Origin of the sequence: Agriterribacter sp. (genome assembly GCF_035444585.1) — a bacterium.
Taxonomy (GTDB): domain Bacteria; phylum Bacteroidota; class Bacteroidia; order Chitinophagales; family Chitinophagaceae; genus Agriterribacter.
On record NZ_DAOMOZ010000013.1, the window covers coordinates 1 to 20,649 of the forward strand.

At 46.1% G+C, this 20,649-nt stretch carries 14 protein-coding genes; 12 read left to right on the plus strand and 2 right to left on the minus strand.

From position 1 onward, the window contains the following. Positions 1-194 (plus strand): CocE/NonD family hydrolase C-terminal non-catalytic domain-containing protein (locus PLH26_RS02565; protein ID WP_324584416.1); only part of this gene is annotated, 194 nt, incomplete at its 5' end. 4 nt (positions 195-198) lie between these two features. On the opposite strand, the gene PLH26_RS02570 is transcribed toward PLH26_RS02565, so the two are convergent. Beyond that, entirely contained in the window at positions 199-1,380 is a 1,182-nt protein-coding gene (locus PLH26_RS02570) for an aspartate aminotransferase family protein (protein ID WP_324584417.1), read from the minus strand. 480 nt (positions 1,381-1,860) lie between these two features. After that, positions 1,861-3,576, minus strand: a complete 1,716-nt coding sequence (locus tag PLH26_RS02575; protein WP_324584418.1) for a lamin tail domain-containing protein — start codon at positions 3,574-3,576, stop codon at positions 1,861-1,863. Positions 3,577-3,634: 58 nt separating this feature from the next. On the opposite strand from PLH26_RS02575, the gene eat reads away from it, so the two are divergent. From eat to PLH26_RS02630, 11 genes are all read left to right on the plus strand, one after another. Beyond that, positions 3,635-4,993, plus strand: a complete 1,359-nt coding sequence (gene eat / locus PLH26_RS02580) for an ethanolamine permease (protein WP_324584419.1) — start codon at positions 3,635-3,637, stop codon at positions 4,991-4,993. Continuing rightward, entirely contained in the window at positions 4,968-6,338 is a 1,371-nt protein-coding gene (locus tag PLH26_RS02585) for a glutamine synthetase family protein (RefSeq protein ID WP_324584420.1), read from the plus strand. The genes eat and PLH26_RS02585 overlap by 26 nt, the downstream gene beginning before the upstream one ends. Positions 6,339-6,466: 128 nt before the next feature. Further along, positions 6,467-7,615, plus strand: a complete 1,149-nt coding sequence (locus PLH26_RS02590; protein WP_324584421.1) for an iron-containing alcohol dehydrogenase — start codon at positions 6,467-6,469, stop codon at positions 7,613-7,615. 13 nt (positions 7,616-7,628) lie between these two features. Further along, positions 7,629-8,342, plus strand: a complete 714-nt coding sequence (locus PLH26_RS02595; RefSeq protein ID WP_324584422.1) for a gamma-glutamyl-gamma-aminobutyrate hydrolase family protein — start codon at positions 7,629-7,631, stop codon at positions 8,340-8,342. 218 nt (positions 8,343-8,560) lie between these two features. Further along, a complete protein-coding gene (locus PLH26_RS02600) occupies positions 8,561-9,925 on the plus strand; it encodes an aldehyde dehydrogenase family protein (protein WP_324584423.1) in 1,365 nt (454 codons plus the stop codon). Positions 9,926-10,173: 248 nt separating this feature from the next. After that, positions 10,174-10,866, plus strand: a complete 693-nt coding sequence (locus PLH26_RS02605) for a FadR/GntR family transcriptional regulator (RefSeq protein ID WP_324584424.1) — start codon at positions 10,174-10,176, stop codon at positions 10,864-10,866. Between the two features lie 116 nt (positions 10,867-10,982). After that, entirely contained in the window at positions 10,983-14,339 is a 3,357-nt protein-coding gene (locus PLH26_RS02610; protein WP_324584425.1) for a SusC/RagA family TonB-linked outer membrane protein, read from the plus strand. 29 nt (positions 14,340-14,368) lie between these two features. Continuing rightward, complete coding sequence (locus tag PLH26_RS02615; RefSeq protein WP_324584426.1) at positions 14,369-15,841, plus strand: RagB/SusD family nutrient uptake outer membrane protein; 1,473 nt, start codon at positions 14,369-14,371, stop codon at positions 15,839-15,841. Between the two features lie 35 nt (positions 15,842-15,876). Continuing rightward, the gene (locus tag PLH26_RS02620; RefSeq protein ID WP_324584427.1) at positions 15,877-17,082 is read left to right on the plus strand and encodes a sialidase family protein; all 1,206 of its coding nucleotides are present in this window, start codon (positions 15,877-15,879) and stop codon (positions 17,080-17,082) included. 35 nt (positions 17,083-17,117) lie between these two features. Next, a complete protein-coding gene (locus tag PLH26_RS02625; protein ID WP_324584428.1) occupies positions 17,118-18,044 on the plus strand; it encodes a dihydrodipicolinate synthase family protein in 927 nt (308 codons plus the stop codon). A 41-nt stretch (positions 18,045-18,085) separates the two neighbouring features. Further along, positions 18,086-20,647 carry a sodium:solute symporter family protein gene (locus PLH26_RS02630; RefSeq protein ID WP_324584429.1) on the plus strand — a complete coding sequence of 854 codons (2,562 nt, stop codon included), beginning with the start codon at positions 18,086-18,088 and terminating at the stop codon, positions 20,645-20,647. Positions 20,648-20,649: the final 2 nt, after the last annotated feature.

The window sequence follows — 20,649 nt, forward strand, 5'->3', positions numbered from 1 at the left end:
CGCATACCTTTAAAAAAGGACACCGCATAATGGTGCAGGTGCAAAGCAGCTGGTTTCCGCTGGTAGACAGAAATCCGCAACAGTTTGGGTATATACCCGGTATGGATGCGAAAGATTTTAAAAAAGCTGCCATTCGTATTTATCATGATGCGAAGCACAGCAGCAATATAATATTGCCGGTAATGGAGGATTAACAGCCTATGCTTTATCAATGGCGTCAATAATGATCCCGCAGGCCTTAACGATCTCTTCATCGCTGATGTTCAGCGGGGGTGCTATGCGCATGCATTGGGGGGCAAATAAAAACCAGTCGGTTAATGCACCTGCTTCAATACAAAGGTCAATAATGGTCTTGTTTTTTTTGAAGCTCTCAAATTCAACAGCGATGAGCAGGCCCGAAGAACGAACGGTTTTGATTTGAGGATGCTTCAGTAAGGAAAGAAAAAGCTTTTCCTTTTCTTTTACACTGCCGGTAATATTTTCCTCCTGTAATACTTTCAGTGCGGCCAATCCGGCGGCACAGCTAACCGGGTGCCCGCCAAATGTAGTGATGTGTCCTAGAACCGGGTTGCCGGTAAGGCAGCGCATTATTTTCTGATCCGCGATAAAGGCGCCCAAAGGCATTCCGCCACCCAGCGCTTTGCCCAGCAAAACAATATCAGGTATTACCTGTATCTGTTCAAATCCCCACAGGCTGCCCGTTCTGCCAAAGCCGGTCTGGATTTCATCCAGCACCAGCAGGCAGCCGGTTTCCGTGCATTTTTTACGCAGGGCCTGCATCCATGCGTTGGACGGAGCCACTATGCCACGTTCTGCCTGTACGGTTTCGGCAACTACGCAGGCGGTTGAGGTATCGATATGTTCGAGATCGCTGAATGAATTGTAGTTCAAATGCAGGATGCCGGGCAATAAGGGACGGTACGCATTGCGCCAGTATTCATCTCCTATAATGCTCAATGCGCCCTGTGTTGACCCGTGATAAGATTGATTGAAGGCGATGATCTGCGTTCGGCCGGTATACCGTTTGGCTAATTTCATAGCGCCCTCCGTAGCCTCAGCGCCCGAATTGGTGAAGTATACAGCGTTGAGTGAACGGGGTAAATACCGGGCAAGATGATGTGCATAAGCCACCTGTGGTGTTTCAACCAGCTCGCCATACACCAGCAAATGCAGGTATTGATCCACCTGCTTTTTAATGGCTTCTGTTACCGCGGGATGGCGGTGTCCGATATTGCATACGCTTATTCCGGCTATGAGGTCAATAAATGATTTTCCGTCAACATCCCATAGTGTGGAACCTTCTGCTTTAACAATTTCCAATGCTAAGGGTGCATCTGAAGTTTGCGCTACATGCTGTAAAAAAAGTTGCCGCTGATTCAATGTTAAGATTTATGTGACAGGTAATTAGCTGTAATGCTGTTGTACACGCAAATGTCGGCATTATGCGCATATAAGCGAACGCGATTGCGTTTCTAATTGTTGCTGGCAGTGAGGACACCAGCCAGGTCCGTCCTGCTGTGGGCGGGGTCCGCCTGACCGGTAGGCAGTATAGACGCGGTCTCCAGTAATTTTACCCTGAAAGGATTACAGGTCTGTAATTCAGTTATACCAAATGGTGCGACCCCTTCGGGGTCGAAGGCTTCGGCTATGGTTTTTTATAAACCTTGTATCCCTTCGGGATAGAGAGCAGCTGTATTGAACAATTCAGGGCAGTATATATAAGCGGGCAGGGTTGCCCCAACTGCCTGGCTCAATTATCATAAACGCATATAAGCATCGTTCTTGTCTTTTATTTTTTGGAACTTTAATAGCCCGGTTGTGAAACTCATCGCTGCAAAGCATGCCTCGTGTTTTGCCATCTTATTGTCTCAGTTTCGCTAACGTTACCGCCTGCTTAAATCTTTTTGTTTTCCCTTTCAGGTTATACACTTCCGTTAGTACGATATAGATGCCCATACCTGTTTGCCGGTTTTTTTCGTCCAGCCCGTCCCACCTGAAATAGCCTTTGGTTCCGCAAATGCCGTTACGTACCAGGTAGCGGACGCTTCTTCCCCGCACATCAAACAGGGTTATATTGCATACATAGCCGGGTTCTGGAAATTGATAGGCGATGGTAAGAAAATCATCATGCCCGTCGTTGTCGGGCGAAAAAACGCCGGGGCTGATATTGACCTCTCCCCGCAATTGTTCATGTACGCTGAACTGAGAGTTCTGATAAGTGGGCGTTCCGTAACCGGCACTGGCGGCTGCGGAATGCCAGTTGTTTTTATCCTGCGTCGGCTGATCGTACGCTATCCTTTCCAGTGCCACCCCCTTATAATTGGTCACCAGCCCTAAATGCCAGTTTTCATTGTAACGGAGTTCATCCAGTACTTCACCCATTGCATTCAGCAATACTACAGCGCCTGATGCGTTCGGATAAGAAGGCATGGTTGTTATTTCAATTACAGCTCCGGGATCTTTAACCAGGTATTGTTGCTTAACTGCGGCGGCGTTATCCGTTACAACAATAAAATCGCTGGGGAAAATTAAAACATCTTCATCATTGAGCTGCTTAATGCTACTGGTGGCGCCGGCACTGTTCCTGTTGGCAATGTATAATATTTTGGCATTGATAACATGATCGCTGCGGTTATAAAGCTCTATATAGTCGGCACCATCTGCGGGAGGGTTGAACAGTATTTCATTAATAACAATATCAGAAGCGCCGGGCATTTGTGCCAGGCCTGCTTTTGCAGAAAATTCATTGCCGGCTCCGTTCCCGCTGCAATCCACAATCTTTCTTACGTGCAGGTTGTATATTTTTTCTTTTAACAGCGGCGCGCTCAACTTTAGTCTCACCGTATTGAACAGGGGCGCCCCCGGCTCAGCCAGCTCAATGACCATACCGTCACTGCATATATAATTTTCTTTTACCGATGCCTGTAAGCTGTCTAATGTTTCATCAAATACAAGCACAATATGCATACTGTCTGTGGCGTGTGCACCGAGCAACTGAGGCGCAGTTTCATCTTTATTATCCCCGGCTACGGAGTTGGGCGTTCCCGGTGTGCCGCCCCTTGCATCAGTAGCCGCCTTCCAGTTGCTGCCGCCGCTGCATGGGTTTTGGGGATCTGTCATTTCAAGCGACCAGCCGCCATTGCTTTTCAGTTCGTTGCCGTACCAGCTCTTACTATACGCCACGGCATGAATTAGTTTCTCATCGGCTGAACGCAGCAGCAGCATATCGCCATTAATGGCCGGGGAAGGGAAGCCGCTAATGCCTATGGTGGCGCCAAAAAGAGAAAGTGCTGTGGCGGCGCTGGTTGAGCAAAGAACAACAAAGCTGTCGGGTTGCAGTATGAAGTGAGCTTTAATGACCGTTGTGCTTTTGCCATTTGCAATTTGCCAGCCATAGAGGTTATAAGCGTTGCGCGAAGCATTGAACAACTCTATATATTTAAAATTGGGGAGCCCCGGAGAGGAAGAGGGATTTGTCATGATCTCATGGATCAGTACATCATAACGGGTCGCCGGTTGTGCCTGCATATGTGAAGTGCAGGCAAGCGTTAGCATGCAGAGCAGGGTGTTTTTCATGGTTTCAAGTTATAAAAATTCCGGCATATTTCCCTATCTTCAACTGATAAGTTCAGTTATGCCTTCCACCTCGCATCAACCCTCAACCGGGTCTCATTTACCCCGTACCTTAGGACCCTTAATGCTTTGGGGACTTGGGGTTGGATATGTTATATCGGGCATGTATTTCGGCTGGAACCTCGGACTTGCGGCGGGGGGCACTTACGGCCTGGCGCTGGCCACCCTGCTTATTATTGTTCTTTACATTACGTTCACCTTTTCCTATACCGAACTGGCCTGTGCCATTCCCAAAGCCGGCGGTGTTTTTGATTATGCCACCAGGGCGCTGGGAAAAGACGCCGGCTTTATAGCCGGTATGGCACAGATCATAGAATTTGTATTTGCCCCGCCGGCCATTGCCGCTGCCATTGGCGCTTATTTCCATATTTTTTTTCCGCAGGTACCCGTTACTGTTATTGCCATAACCGCTTATATTATTTTTACGTCGCTTAATATTTACGGGGTTAAAGCAGCCGCAACTTTTGAGCTGGTCATTACCATACTGGCTGTAACGGAACTGCTCATTTTTGCAGGCGCTACCCTTCCGCATTTCGAATTCCGGCATATTCAGCACAATGCATTTCCCTTTGGCTGGAAAGGGGTATGGGCCGCTATACCTTTTGCCATCTGGTTCTTTTTGGCCATTGAGGGCGTGGCCAATGTGGCGGAAGAAGCCATTAACCCGCAACGGAATGTATTGCTGGGCTTTGGATCGGCTTTGCTTACCCTTATTGTATTGTGCATTTTAACCTTCCTGTCTTCCGTAGGTGTGGCAGGCTGGGAAGCCATTGTGTACCCTTCTCCCGGCGCGCCGCCCTCCGATTCGCCGCTTCCTTTGGCGCTCGAAAAAGTAACAGGCAGCAGCGGGTGGCTGTACCATCTTCTTATTACTATAGGACTAATGGGTTTGGTAGCCTCCTTTCATGGCATCATACTTGCTGCAGGGCGCGCTACATTTGAGTTTGGGAGAGTAAAATATATTCCGCAGGCATTCGGCAGCATTCATCCGCGGTTTAAAACCCCTGCCAATGCATTGCTTATCAATATGGTGATCGGCATCATTGCATTGCTTACGGGCAAAACCGGGCAAATCATTACAATAGCCTGCTTCGGTGCACTCACCCTTTATATTTTTTCAATGATCACTGTATTGGTATTGCGCAAAAAGGAGCCTTCCCTGCCGCGTCCTTTCAGGGTTCCCTTTTATCCATATTTCCCTGTTGTTGCTTTGATAATTGCTATAATTTCGCTGATCGCTATGACCACCCTTAACATTGCTGTTGCCCTGGTTTACTTTGGTATTCTCGTTATCAGCTATATTTGGTTCCATTTTTTTGTAAAACAATCCATGCATGCCGCAGAAATTAACAACAACTGAGCTTCTCCAGCAACTCTCCGATCAAAATATCCAAAAAATAAAATTAGCCGTAACAGACCTCGACGGAGTGCTGCGCGGCAAGGTCATCAGCTTCAACAAATTCAAATCCATAGCCAACAGCGGCTTTGGATTTTGCGATGTGGTATTTGGCTGGGATGCGGGCGATGTTGCTTACGATAATGCTACCGTCACAGGATGGCATACGGGTTATCCCGATGCCACTGCCGTTATAGATATTCAAACCTACCGGCGCATCCCCTGGGAAAGCGATCTGCCGTTTTTTTTGGCTGATTTTGATGACGGTAAGGGAAACTGCTCGGCAGTTTGCCCGAGAAGCCTGCTAAAAAAAATAAACCGGCAGGCCAATGATGAAGGCTTTATTGCTTTCTGTTCGCAGGAATTTGAATGGTTTAACCTGCTGGATAACTCAACGGAATTATATACCGGTAAATTCCGTGATCTTAAACCCATGACCAATGGCATGTTTGGCTATTCGGTTTTAAGAGCTTCACAGAAAAGCGCTTTTTTTCACGACCTGTTCGACCTGCTGAACAAGTTTGATATCCCGCTGGAAGGGCTTCATACCGAAACCGGCCCGGGTGTGTATGAAGCTGCTATTATGTACTCCGGCATACTGGAAGCTGCCGACAGGGCGGTATTGTTCAAGAGCGGTGTAAAAGAGATCGGCTTCCGTCATGGAGTGCTTCCCACTTTCATGGCCAAGTTCAGCGAAAACTTACCCGGCTGCAGCGGGCATGTGCACCAGAGCCTGTGGTCTTCTGATGCCAAACAAAATCTTTTCTACGATAAAAAAAGTAAAACCGGTATCAGCCCGTTGATGGAAAGTTATATAGCAGGACAGTTGCATTGCCTTCCTCATATACTTCCCATGTATGCGCCTACGGTTAACAGTTATAAACGACTGGTAGAAGGGGCATGGGCGCCCACAACCCTAACCTGGGCCATTGATAACCGCACCACCGCTTTAAGGGCTTTGCCTGCGGGTGAAAAGTCAACCCGGCTGGAAACCAGAGTGGTTGGATCCGATTCCAATCCTTATCTCGCTATGGCAGCATGCCTGGCTTCGGGATTGTATGGCATCCGCAAAAAAATGAAGCTGCAGATACCGGCTACTACAGGTAACGGTTACGAGGATAAAAAGCATGGTATACTGCCCGCTGACTTATGGCAGGCTACCCAGGCCATGAAGCAGTCACCTGTGGCGAAGGAGCTTTTCGGCGAAGCATTTGTGGCCCATTTTTCGGCAACGCGTGAATGGGAATGGCGCCAGTTCTCCAAAGTGGTAACGGATTGGGAACTGAAGCGGTACCTGGAGATCATTTAAGTGATAAGGGGTAAGTGATAAGGGGTAAGTGGTAAGATGGTAAGATGGTAAAGCTGTAAGATGGTAAGATAGTAAGACTGTAAGAATCTCAAATCAAAAATTTCAAATTTCAAATTTCAAATCTGTATATGTCATTCGAAAAGATCCATCAGTTTAATTTCCCAACTACCATTCGTTTTGGCGCAGGCGTGGTTAAGGAGCTTCCGGCTTATTTGAAGGCGAATAATTTAAAAGCACCTTTGGTTGTAACCGACCCTAATGTAGCGCAACTGCCTTTCTTTAAAAACATTGCTGAAGACCTGCGTAAGCACAGTATAGCTGTTGAAGTGTTTTCAGATATTCATAAAAACCCGGTTAAGTCGGATGTATACAAAGGCGTGGATGTTTGGGATGCAACAAACCGCGACAGCGTTATAGGCATTGGCGGCGGTGCGGGGCTTGATGTTGCCCGCGCAATACTGCTGCGCATCAATCACCGCGAAGATCTTTTCAAGTATGATGACCTGGTTGGCGGCGATGTATATGTTACCAACGATGTGCCTCATTTTATAACAGTTCCCACTACTTCCGGCACAGGCAGCGAAGTGGGCCGCAGCGCTATCATTTCCGACGACGACACCCACCAGAAGAAAATTTTATTTTCTCCCAAACTGATGGCAAAGATCGTTTTCGCAGATCCTGTACTGACCATGGATATTCCCGGCCCCATTACGGCGGCTACAGGCATGGATGCGTTAACCCATAACATGGAAGCCTTCCTGGCAAAAAATTACCATCCCATGTGCGACGGCATAGCGCTGGAAGGCATAAAGCTCATTGATGAATCGCTTGAAAGGGCCACCAATAAGCCCGACCTGGAATCAAGAAGCAAGATGCTGCTGGGCTCTATGATGGGCGCTATCGCTTTTCAGAAAGGGCTGGGTGTGGTGCATTCGCTCGCACATCCGCTCTCCTCTTTATTGGATACACACCACGGGCTGGCCAATGCGGTTAATATTCCCTATGGCATGCAATTCAATATCGCGGGGTTTGAAGATAAGTTTCGCCGTATAGCCCGTGCCCTCGAATTGCCAAAGGAAAACGGTGAGGCAGTGGTGCAGTATTTATTTGATTTGAATACAAAGATCAATATACCCCACCATCTTCGTGATATCGGGGTAAAGGATGAACATATAGAAACCCTGGCCGACCTGGCTTTTGCGGATTTTGCCCATCCCAACAACCCAAAACCCGTATCAAGAGAAGACTTTAAGCAACTTTATTTAAAAGCATTATAATATCGCGGTTGAAATGATAATAGGTGTTACGGATTGCAGCAAATATGCCAATTATGCCAGCTGGATATTGGCGCACGGGCCCGAAGTGAAAGTAAAAAAGCTTACCTGGCAGTCATCCGGTATGGAAGGAATAAAAGATTGCGATGGCGTGGTGCTTACAGGCGGTGAGGATGTGCATCCCCGGTTTTACAACCGCCCTGATCTGTATGAATATTGTTATAAAGATGATGTGAGTGAAGCGAGGGATGAATTTGAGCTGAAAATACTGGAACATACCGAAGCCAGTGCAGTGCCGGTGCTGGGCATTTGCAGGGGACTGCAGATCGCCAATGTTTTTTTTGGCGGTACGCTTATTCCTGATATTCCGCGCTGGGGCAAATTCAATCATTCCAAGCTGCCCGATGATACAGACCGTTACCATTCTATTCGGGTTGATCCGGCATCATGGCTGCATAAGATCACGGGTAGTGGAGCAGGGCCGGTGAACAGCAATCATCACCAGAGCGCCGATGCCATTGGCAACGGGCTTATTGTTTCGGCCCTGTCGCCCGACGGCATAGTGGAAGCATTGGAAAGGAAAAATCCCGGCGGAGCATCTTTTTTATGTCTTGTACAGTGGCATCCTGAACGCATGAGTGAACAGGGCAGTAATTTTGTAAAAAATATAAGAGAAGCGTTTATAGGGGCAAGTGGTGAGAAGTGTTACAGGTTGCAGGTTACAAGTTAGGGAGTGTGCATGGTTGGTGAGCAGTGAGCGGTGAGAAGTGAAAGAGTATCAAGTCTGTTAGTATTTGCCTCATGGCTGAAAGCTTATAGCTCAGGAAAAATGAAAAATAGAAGATGAAAAGTTGAAAACCGCACCCAACCGCACCAGCCTGAACCTGTAACCTGAAACGTGTAACTTGCAACCCGCTCCCTGCACCTTCACACCTTAAAATAAACAATATGCAAATCATAAATCCGGCAACAGAAGAAGTGATACAGGAAGTAGCAGAAGATACTCCTGAAACAGTAGCGGGAAAATATCAGCTTTTAAAAGAAGGTCAGAAGCACTGGGCTGCAAAGCCATTGGAACAGCGGATTGGTGCGATCGAAAAATTTTATGCCCTGCTTGATGAACGTAAAGATGAGCTGGCCGCAACACTTACCCTGGAAGTGGGTAAGCCGCTTCAGCAATCATATAATGAGCTGAACGGTGCCCGCAAAAGACTTGAATATTTTATAAAAAACGCTGCCAGGTGGCTGGCGGAAGAGTGGATCACCGAAGAAGATGCTACAAGAGAAAAGATCGTGTACGAACCTTTGGGTGTTATAGCCAATATTTCAGCATGGAACTATCCCTACCTGGTAGGTGTGAATGTATTTGTGCCGGCGCTTATTGGTGGAAATGCTGTGCTGTATAAGCCATCTGAATATGCTACACTGACAGGTTTGCATATACGGCAGCTTCTATACCGGTCGGGCATACCCGAAAATGTTTTCCAGGCAGTAACCGGGAAAGGTCCGGCCGGGGAGGCCCTGCTCGATCTGCCGCTGAATGGTTATTTCTTTACCGGCAGTTACCGTACCGGAAAGCATATAGCCGAACAAACTGCGGGCAAGCTTGTGCCTGTACAGTTAGAGCTGGGTGGTAAGGATCCATTGTATGTGATGGATGACGTGGACGATGTAAACGCTGTAGCTGAAGCCGCGCTTGAAGGAGCTGTATACAATGCAGGGCAAAGCTGCTGCGCTGTTGAAAGGATATACGTGCAGGAAAACATCTATAATAAGTTTGTGGAGACTTTTGTAGCGCTGGCAAAAAAGCTGGTTACCGGCAACCCGATGGATAAGAAAACAGATATCGGCCCCGTAAGCAGAAAGGAGCAATTGAAATTTTTAGCCGGGCAGGTGGAAGATGCCAGGCAAAAAGGCGGCAGCATAATGTCGGGCGGCGCTGAACCCAAAGGCAAAGGCTATTTCTTTGAGCCCACTGTAGTTACCAATGCCAATCACGGGATGAAATTAATGACCGATGAATCTTTCGGCCCGGTAATAGGCATACAAAAAGTAAAGGACGACGATGAGGCGGTGCAACTGATGAAAGATACACCTTATGGCTTAACTGCTGCGGTATATTCCAAAAGCTTTGACCGCGCCGAAAAAGTGATGAAGCAGATGGATACCGGAACCGTATACTGGAACTGTTGCGACAGGGTAAGTGCCGGGTTGCCCTGGTCGGGCCGTAAAAACTCCGGACTGGGCGCTACATTGTCATATCATGGCATTAGGGCATTCGTGCAGCCGAAGGCTTATCATATGAGAGGATAGCCATACTATACCGCCGGGCGGCGGGAAAAGAGGATTTGGCCACATCTCGTTAACCACTGGCAGGTTGATTTTCATAATAATCGTTGTCTGTTCAGATAAGGAGCGCACTGTTAAGGTATTGAGCGCTTACATAACTTATGACGGTGATTTGGTCTGCGTGAAGCAGGAGCAATTCCCGAACTCATTTCTGAGTATCATTTTTCAAAGTCATTATTGTAGTACATTTGAACATAATCTGAATTTATTTTATGTATAATATTAGATCCGGAAAAGAGCTTGAGCGAATTACCCATAAAACGATGGCGGACATTGTTGAGATCCGGCTAAGAGAATATCTGAAAAACAAAGCGTTAAGACCAGGAGATTCGCTGCCCAAAGAAACCGAAATTGCGGAATCTCTCGGGGTTTCAAGAAATGTGGTGAGAGAAGCGTTGAGCCGTTTGCGTATGCTGGGAATAATACAAACCAAGAAAAGAACCGGAATGGTTGTTTCCAGTCCTGATATAATGGGATCATTCGAAAGAGTGCTTGATCCGATGTTTATTGATGAAACAACGCTCCGGGAAATTTTTGAACTCAGGCTTATATTGGAAATAGGATTGGCAGAACTTCTTTTTCTCCGGAAAACGGAAGCAGATATAGCAGAGCTTGAAAAAATTGCAAAAAAACAAAAGCCTACCACAGGGCAGCATTCATTCCGGATAAAGAATGAAATTGACTTTCACGGCAAGTTGTACCAAATGACGGGCAATCATACTTTGAGGCGCTTTCAGGATATGCTTTTGCCGGTGTTTGGGTATTTGGTTTCTCTTGAAAAAGTGCCTATCATTGGAAAAGTTTCACATCTTGATTTGGTAGAAATACTTAAAACCGGCACCAAAGAAGATTTCCGGCAGGGGATGCTTCAGCATCTTGAGCATCATTTCAGCAAGCTTCATTGATATAATTAATTCAGCAATAAATTTTTTTTATTTCAGTAAAATACCTACATTTGATATGTAGTACATAACTACATTAGGATATTCAATTTCATTACTTACAAAACGATTATATGCTTATGAAATGGAGAAGCCTTTCCCTGCCTGAGTTTTCTTTTCTTTTTTTTGTATGCCTTTTTTTATCTCAATCCCTGTTTGCACAGAATATAAATTTAAGCGGCACTGTGCGGGACGGTGCCTCAAGGGGAATTGAGAGTGCCAGCATAAAGATTAAAGGCACTTCTAAAGGTACCGTTACCAACGCGGATGGGTCATTTTCACTCAGTGTGCCATCGCCGCGGTCAGTTCTGGTAATAACAAGCGTAGGTTATACCCCTGTTGAAATAAGAGTGGGTAACCAAACAACACTTGATATTCAAATGGAGCCGCTGGATGAATCAATGACAGATATCGTTATTGTGGGATATACACAACAGTCGAAAGCCAAAACCACCGCTGCCATTTCCAAAATTGATCCGGATGAACTAAAAAACAGACCCAGCCCCAATCCTGTACAGGCCATGCAGGGGAAATTGGCCGGGGTATCTGTTCCCGTGGCCAACGGGCAACCGGGAGCAGGTGTAAACAATATCATTATACGCGGCGGCACCAAATTGAATGTATACGGTTCCGGTTTGGGAACAGGCGGGGGAAATGTACAGGGGTCTTCTGATAATACCGGGCCGCTGGTAGTTATTGACGGGGTTTTTCGTTCTATGAACGATATCAATCCCGATAACATTGAATCAATCCAGGTAATGAAAGATGCTGCCTCAACTGCGATATACGGAGCAAGAGGTGCCAATGGCGTTATTGTAATCAAAACCAAAGGCGGCAGGTTCAACACAAAGATGAATCTTATTATCAATCATCGTACTACCTGGGAAACAAAAGCGAAAGACCTTGATTATATCAGCGCAGAACAGTACCTGAAGCTGGCAAGAACAACTGTACAAAATACCCATGACCCGCTTGATAAAAATAATCTCCTGAATAATGCGGGCTTTTCGGCCGGTACAAGAATATTTACAGCGCCCGGACAGTTTGGCAAGCATGTATATACGACCGGTCTTTACGACAATATCGTGGCTGTTGAAGGCCAGGCATACGTAGACAATTTATTGGCCAATGGATGGCAAACAACAGATGATCCCCTCAACCCCGGTACGAGATTGCTTTTTCTTGATAACAAATACCAGGATAAATTATGGAAAACCGGATTGTCGCAGGTAACAAATATCTCTGTAAATGGCGGCGGTGAAAATGCAAACTACAATGTTTCTGTAGGGCATACCGATCAAAAAGGGGTGTTCGTAGGGACCAACTATAAGCGAATGGACGTGCTGGGAAATTTTGGTTTTAAAGTAACCGAAAACTTCAGGTTAAACGCTATGGTAGATTACCAGAATTTCCGGCCGAATTATGTAGAATCTTTTCAAAATGATATCACCCGGGCCACGCGTGTTACGCCATTGCTCCGTTTGTTTAAAGATGACGGGCTTCCCACTCCGGGAGAAAATTATTCTACCCGCAACCGTTTTCATACGCTGATGTATGATGACCTGCGTATAAAAACGGAAAGATTCGTTACAAGGCTTTCTGCAGATGTTGAGATCCTTAACGGATTGCATTACAAACCGGCATTCTCATACATGCTGCAGGACTACTCATACATGTTTATGCGCAAAGCAACGCCTTCAGATGAAATTCAGCCCCCGCAGCAGCGTCAAAAAACGCAAAACAGCAGCAACTCACGCCAGATCATGATCGACCAGATCTTACAGTATGATTTCAATATCAGGAATAATCACAATTTTACGGCGCTCGCAGGATTTAACTTTACACAGAATACCAGCCGCAATATGAATATGGGCTCGCAGCGGGCAACCAACGACTATATTTACACCATTAATGAGCCGGTAACAACTGTAATTAATGGGGTTATTACACCCAACGTTACTACTTTCAATACTTCACTGGGCGAAACGAGGTCGGCAAGTTATTTCGGACAGTTGAACTATGACTATGACGGGAAATATCTTCTGAGCGGTTCTTTGCGCTATGATGGTTTTTCCAATTTTGCTCCGCAGAACAAATATGCATTTTTCCCCTCTATATCCGCAGGATGGAATATTCACCGCGAAAATTTCTGGAAATCTGCAGCGGTAAGCATGTTGAAGCTCAGGGCCAGCTGGGGTAAGGCCGGACTAAGCGACCTGAGCATTACAGACACTTACGGCGGGTATTCGGCAACCCGGTATGCTTTGGGTCCCGGTATACTCAGATCCAATTTGTCGAACCCTGCATTGATATGGGAATCTACCGCCACTACAGACATTGCCGTGGACGCGGGATTTCTTGACAACAGGATCACTTTAACTGTTGATTATTATAATAAGCTCACCCAAAACAGGCTGGCTTCCAAGCCGCTGCCTTCGGAAGCTCCATTCTCCTCTATTGTATACAATAACGGTGAATTGCAAAACAGAGGGTTTGAAATAGAAATAGGCGCTACAATTATCAGGACGGAAAGTTTTTCGTGGAGATCTAACTTGTCCTTTGCTCTAAATAAGCAAAAAGTGACCAAACTGCCAGACAATGGCCGGGAAAAGAACAGGCAGGGCGGAGATCTCATTTATGATCCTGCCGGTAAACAATTGGTTGAAGCCGGAGGTATAGCAGAAGGAGAAAGACCTTATGCCCTGTATGCATACCAGGTGCTGGGGGTGTTTGCCACGGAAGCCGAAGCGCAGGAATGGAATACTAAAATAAAAGATAACCTGGCTTCGCCCGCAGGTATCGCAGCAGGTAAGCATGCCGGGGATTTTATCTTTAACGATGTTAACGGCGATGGTGTAATAGATTCCAAAGATCAGGTATTTATGGGATACCGTACGCCTGATAAAATTGGAGGTATGCAAAATACACTCAGCTATAAGGGTGTTTCTCTGCGTATCGCGTTGGATTATGCGATGGGTCATATGATCGCGAATGGCGCTTTGGCCCGCTCTATCGGACAGGGACGTGCATTTAATGAAGGCGCTCCAAAAGAAGTATTGGGCAATGAAATATGGCAGAAAGAAGGTGATGCAGGAAAAAGATATGCCCGCTTTTCTTTTGCAGATTTCGATTTCGGACAGCGGAACTATATCAGACTGGCTCCGCTTGGTAATAACCATTCTTACGGTTCCGATGTTTCGGCAATGATTGATAAAGGAGACTTCCTGGCGATTAGAGAAATTACGGTAGCTTATGACATACCGTCGTCGGTTATGAGAAAAATAAAATCCACGGGAATGAATGTGTTCTTTAGTGTAAACAATGTGGCTTACCTCACAAAGTATCCCGGTATTAATCCGGAAACCTATACCGGTTTCGATGCCCATGGATATCCAAGACCCAGACAATTCTCTCTTGGCGCCACATTGAATTTTTAAACCAGAGTATTACACTGAAAATTTTCAATATGAAAAATTATATATTATATATATCGGCTTTAATATACGCAGGTGCCCTGCTTTCTTCGTGTGAAAAAATACTGGAGGTAAAGCCTCAGTCAAGCATAACCGAAGAAAATTACTTCAAAAATGAAGGCGATTATGAGCCTTATGTTACAGGCATCTATACCTTTATTCGTTCGTTCCATAACAATGTAACGTATGGTACGGAGCGCAGTGAAGAGTTGATTTCTGCATCCAATTCCAGGTTCGGAGTTGCCTGGAGCCAGATCATAACGCCTGCATCGGGCGCTGTTAATTATAACGACTGGTACCGGGCAATAGGACATTGCAATCTCCTGCTGATGCGGATCAAAGATTTTACGTTTACTGCAAACCCCGATGCAAAAAACCGTATTATGGCTGAAACTTATGCACTTCGCGGGTACTTTTACTTTCATCTTACCCGTATCATAGGGGATGCACCCCTGATGTTGCAGGCTGTAGTGGATGACAATGTGCCGCTGCTTCCGAGGTCTCCGGCAACTGATGTTATGAAGCAGATCAACAGCGACCTGGATTCTTCTATCTTACTCTTTAAAGCGATCCCGGGTTACAACTTCACTGCATTTTCATCTAAATACAGGTTCACTTATGGTTCGGTGCAGGCTTTAAAAGCCGATGCAAAATTGTGGAGCGCCAAAGTGCTGAACGGGGGAACAGCAGATCTTAATGATGCGCTTTCAGCCATTGAGGAGGTGGAAAAAACCAATGCTTCGCTCAACGCAGATTTCGCCAATGTTACCGGCACAAGAGCCGGTTCCAACCCGGAAGTGATACTGGCAGCCTATTACAATCGCGACGAAACCGGCAACAACTATGTAATAAATGCACTACCCTTTCTGGCGATCATACAGGGCGCATTGAACCTTGACAGTTTGCCCTATTGCGCCACTGCCGCCAACGGTCAGGGTGCATACCAGATCAGTGAACAATCCCGGGCTCTTTTTGCAGCCCATCCCGAAGATAAAAGAATACCCTATACCTGGATCGTTGAGCGACAAAGCGACGGACCCAGGATAGCCTGGATAACCAAATACCGCGGCACCAAATATGCCGAAGACCGGGTGCCCGACAATGACCTGATCATGTACAGGCTGGCCGACATATACCTGATGAAGGCAGAGGTTTATGCTGCATTAGACAATACACCTCTTGCAATAGAATATCTGGAGAAGATCAGGGAAAGAGCGGGAACAGGTGAATATACAGGGGCTGAAGATAAGCAAAGCGTGGAGCGCGAAATACTGGATGAAAGAGGCAGGGAATTATTTTTTGAGAACAGGCGATGGTATGACCTGGTTCGTTTTCACCGCGGAGGCACAATTGATGTATACAACTATGTTCCAAATCTCATAGGAAAAACAACACCCTTGTTCTGGCCGCTTAATACAACCGTATTGGGAAACAATGATATGCTGGAACAAACGGACGGGTATTAAGTAAATAATATGCTCACCATTGTATGGCGTTTTATATGAAGCAATTTATTGCTATAGGAATTCTTTTTTCATTGATTTTTTTTTCAGCCCGTGTGCAGGCTCAAAGCGCGGCTTTTTCAGATACAGCGCTTTTGTTTGAGCCCGACAGGGACGGGTACACGATGTTTCATGTGCCGGCATTAACCATATCTGCAAAAGGAACGATACTGGCATTTGCGGAAGGAAGGTACGGCAAAGGAAAAGACTGGGATGACATGGATCTCTTAATGCGGCGGAGCACAGATGGCGGTCATACATGGGAACCTTTCCGGGTAATAATACCCCGTACCAAAGGCAAGCCAACCAGTAATATTACCCCTGTCGCCGATAAAAATGGCACCATCCATTTGCTGTATCATGTTAATTATGCCAACGCATACTACATTCAGTCTGAAGATGAAGGCAGAACCTGGTCGGCGCCCGTGGATATTACATACGTGTTCAACGGGTTTAAAACAGCATACGACTGGAAGGTTCTTGCCACAGGCCCCGCTCACGGCATTCAATTGAAGAGCGGAAGATTGCTGGTGCCCGTATGGTTATGCATACCCAATAAGAATATCCCCGGAGGCGACCATCGCCCGAGTTGTGTGGCCACCATATACAGTGATGACCACGGTAAAACATGGCAACGTGGGGATATCATTACCGATAACGGCGACATTGCTGCAGGCGGTGATACCATCATCAATCCCAATGAATCAATTGTTGTGCAGTTAACGGATGGCAGCATAATGATCAACATGCGCAATGAATCGTTGATCAACAGGCGCCTGATAAGTGTAAGCCCCGATGGAATTTCCGGGTGGAGCAGGCCGCATTTTGATATGGATTTGTTTGAACCGGTATGCATGGCAAGTATAATCAGGGTATCGGGAAGGAAGCATAAAAAAAGCAGGATAATCTTTGTAAACCCCGACAGCAGGAACAATGCCACTCAGATACGGAAAAGACAGGCAGTATATAAACCGAGAGAAAATGTTACAGCAAGAATAAGTTATGATGAGGGGAAAACCTGGGCCGCTCACAGATCTCTTTATCCGGGAGGTTCCGGCTATTCGGATCTGGCAGTTGATAAAAATGGGATGATTTATTGTCTGTATGAAATAAGAGATGGAGACGATAATGACTGGAAATACAGGATAATAATGCACAGATTCAACCTGGAATGGCTCACAAACGGGAAGGATTATTTTCATTGAACTTTTGATACGCACATTTGAAATAAATAAATATTATGAGTAAAATACAAGGATTGATAGCTGCGGCATTTACACCATTTAAAGAAGACGGCTCAGTAAATTTTGAAATGATCCCGGAACTGGTAGAAAAACTGGTACAGGATGGTTTGCAGGGAGCATTTGTTTGCGGCAGTAACGGTGAAGGGCCTAACATGACTACCGCAGAAAGAATACAGGTAAGCGAAGCTTTTATAAAAAGTGCCGCTAAGCGGATAAAAATAATTGTTCATGTAGGGCATAGCAGTATACAGGAGGCCCGCACACTGGCTGCTCATGCAGAAAGAGCAGGGGCCGACGCTGTGTCTTCTGTCGCCGCCTTCTACTTTAAACCAACCTCGGTATCAAACCTTGCCGCAGCTATAGCAGCCATTGCGGAAGCGGCGCCTTCCACTCCTTTCTACTATTATCATATCCCGCAGCTTACCGGTATTGCAATGGACATGATCGAGTTTATGAACAAGGCACAGACCCTCATTCCCAATCTGGCGGGAATAAAATATACGGCTGCCTCAATCAACGAATTTCAGCTGTGCCTGCGCTACCAGCACAGAAAGTTTGATATTCTTTACGGGTATGATGAATTGTTGCTTCCTGCGTTATCGGTAGGAGCCGTTTCGGCCATTGGCAGCACGTATACGTTTGCAGCTCCCTGCTATTTAAAAACGATTGATCTGTTTAACAGCGGCAACTTCAGGGCAGCAGAAGAAAATCATTCTTTTATGGTAGAAGCTATAAAAATTTTTGCTGCATACCCGCCCATTCCCGCACAAAAGGCTATTATGACAATGCTGGGTTGGGATATGGGGCCAAGCAGACTGCCCCTGCAAACATTAAGCAAAGCAGATTTCGATACATTATATGATTCATTGCGGTCAATTTCTTTTTTTGACAAAGTTCCGGTGAGGCAAACACACAAGGTTTAATGGATCGCCCGTATTAATCCCGTTCAGATAAATGGTATGCATTGAAACAATTACTGATTATTCTATTTTTTTTGCCGATGAGCAGTATTTCGCAGGATCAAAAATATTTTAACTGGAATACGCTTTCGCCCTATCCCGATAAAGATGGCTGGGCCGGTTCTTATGCAGGTGTAAGCAATGGAGCATTGATCATAGCCGGCGGTGCAAATTTTCCGGACGATACGAGGCCCTGGAATAATGGGAAGAAAGCATGGCATAAAAAGATATTTGTTCTTGAAATGCCGGACGGGTCCTGGAAAGAAGCCGGCTCATTGCCCCGAGAGATGGGATATGGCGTTTCATTAACGTATAACAACAGCCTGCTTTGTATCGGAGGCGGCGATGCCCGGGGAAATTATGCAGATGTATTTATGCTTACCTATCTGTCCGGCGCTGTAGAAACTGTAAGGCTGCCGGATATGCCTGCACCTTTAATCAATGCCTGTGGCGTAATGGTTAAAGATGTTGTATACATAGCAGGTGGAATTAAAACGCCGGACGGAAAAACAGAAAAAATATGCTGGAGCCTTGATCTGGCTGCTCCCGGGGAAGGCTGGAATATACTTCCTGAAATGCCCGGTTCATCCCGTATGCTGGCCACTGCTGCAACGGCAGATGGAAAAGTATACGTTTTGGGAGGAGTGGAACTGGTAACGCAACCGGGTGACAGCGTTTTAAAACGCAACTACCTGAAGGATTGCTGGGAGTATACACCTGCGGATCAAAGTTGGAAAAGAATAGCCGATCTGCCCCATCCTGTAGCCGCGGCGCCCGGTCCTGCCTATAACGCCGGTCAATCGCATATCATGCTTTTTGGAGGGGATAACGGGGAAAATGCCGCTAAAGTATCTGCGCTCAAAGATGATCATCCGGGTTTTTCCAGCGATATACTTGCCTACAATACGATAACAGATACCTGGTCTGTAACCGGTAAAATTCCGATCAACATAAGAGAGGATGCGGCGGTACATCCCCACAACAGCACTTATGCACCCGTAACCACTCCTTTGGTAATATGGAATAACAATATTGTTATTGCCGGTGGAGAGGTTAGGCCGGCAGTGCGTACCAACAAGGTTTTAATGGCAACGCCCCGGCAACCCGACGGGCAATTCGGCTGGCTGGACTGGTCGATCATTGGACTGTATTTTTTATTGGTGATAGGCATCAGTATGCATGTCTCGAAAAATATGGGTGAATCTACTGCAGATTTTTTTCTCGGAGGACAAAAGATCCCCTGGTGGGCCGCAGGACTGAGTATTTTTGGTTCCAAACTAAGTGCACTCACTTTTATAGCGATACCTGCAAAAGCATATGCAACAGACTGGGTGTTTATAATGAACAATGTGATGATAATAGTGGTGGCCCCCATCGTGACCATGTTTTATTTGCCCTATTTCCGGAAACTTAAAATAACAAGTGTATACGAATACCTGGAAATACGCTTCAGCAGGAATGTAAAGCTGTTGGGCAGCCTCACCTTTGTATTGTTTCAACTCAGCAGGCTGGGCGTTGTAATATATTTGCCGGCTTTGGTGCTGAGTACGGTTACCGGTATCAATATCTTTACCTGTATCGTAGTTACCACCTTGGTTACAACTGCTTATAGCGTGGCAGGAGGTATAGAAGCCGTGGTATGGACTGAAGTGATGCAGGTTTTTGTATTATTGGGTGGTGCTCTTGCCGCTCTTTTTTTCATAAGTTACAATACAGAGGGCGGCTTCAGCAGCCTGCTGTCGGAGGCCTATGTTCACGATAAATTCCGGGTGGCTAACCTGGGCTGGAGCATATCCCAGCCTGTGCTCTGGGTGGTTGCCGTGGGTGCCTTCCTTACCAATCTTGTAACGTATACCAGCGACCAGGTAGTGGTTCAAAGGTATCTTACCACGTCTACCGAATCTGAGGCAAGGAGATCTATTTATACCAATGCCTTAATGGTCATTCCGGCATCTCTTATCTTTTTTGGTGTGGGAACTGCCTTATGGGGATACTTTCGTCATAATCCCGGCGCAATCAATCCCCACGGCAGAGTTGATGATGTATTTCCCTGGTTTATTTCTCATGAACTGCCTTCCGGCCTGTCGGGCCTGGTTATAGCGGGTTTGTTTGCCGCAACGATGTCTACCATCAGCTCAAGCATGAATTCCATTGCAACTGTTGTTACCACCGACTTTTTTAAACCATTGAAAAGAGCTGCAACCGATAAGGAAAGTTTACGGTTTGCCAAATGGGTTACTGTTTTTTTAGGGTTGGGCGGATGTTTGATCGCAATCTATCTGGTATATCTTCAAAATGCTTCTATATGGGATCAGTACCTGAAAATAATAGGATTATTCGGTGGGTGCCTTGCCGGTATGTTCATGGCAGGTATATTTTTTAAGGGCATCAACAGCAACGGCATACTCGCCGGATTCATTATCAGCAGCATTGCTTTGTACTTTATTCAGCAATCAGAGTCAATAAATTTTTTCCTGTATCCTTTGTTTGCGGTAATAGGGTGCGTACTGATGGGATACATTTTTAGCTTTTTCTTTCCTGCAGAAAAGAAATCACAAACGATATAGGT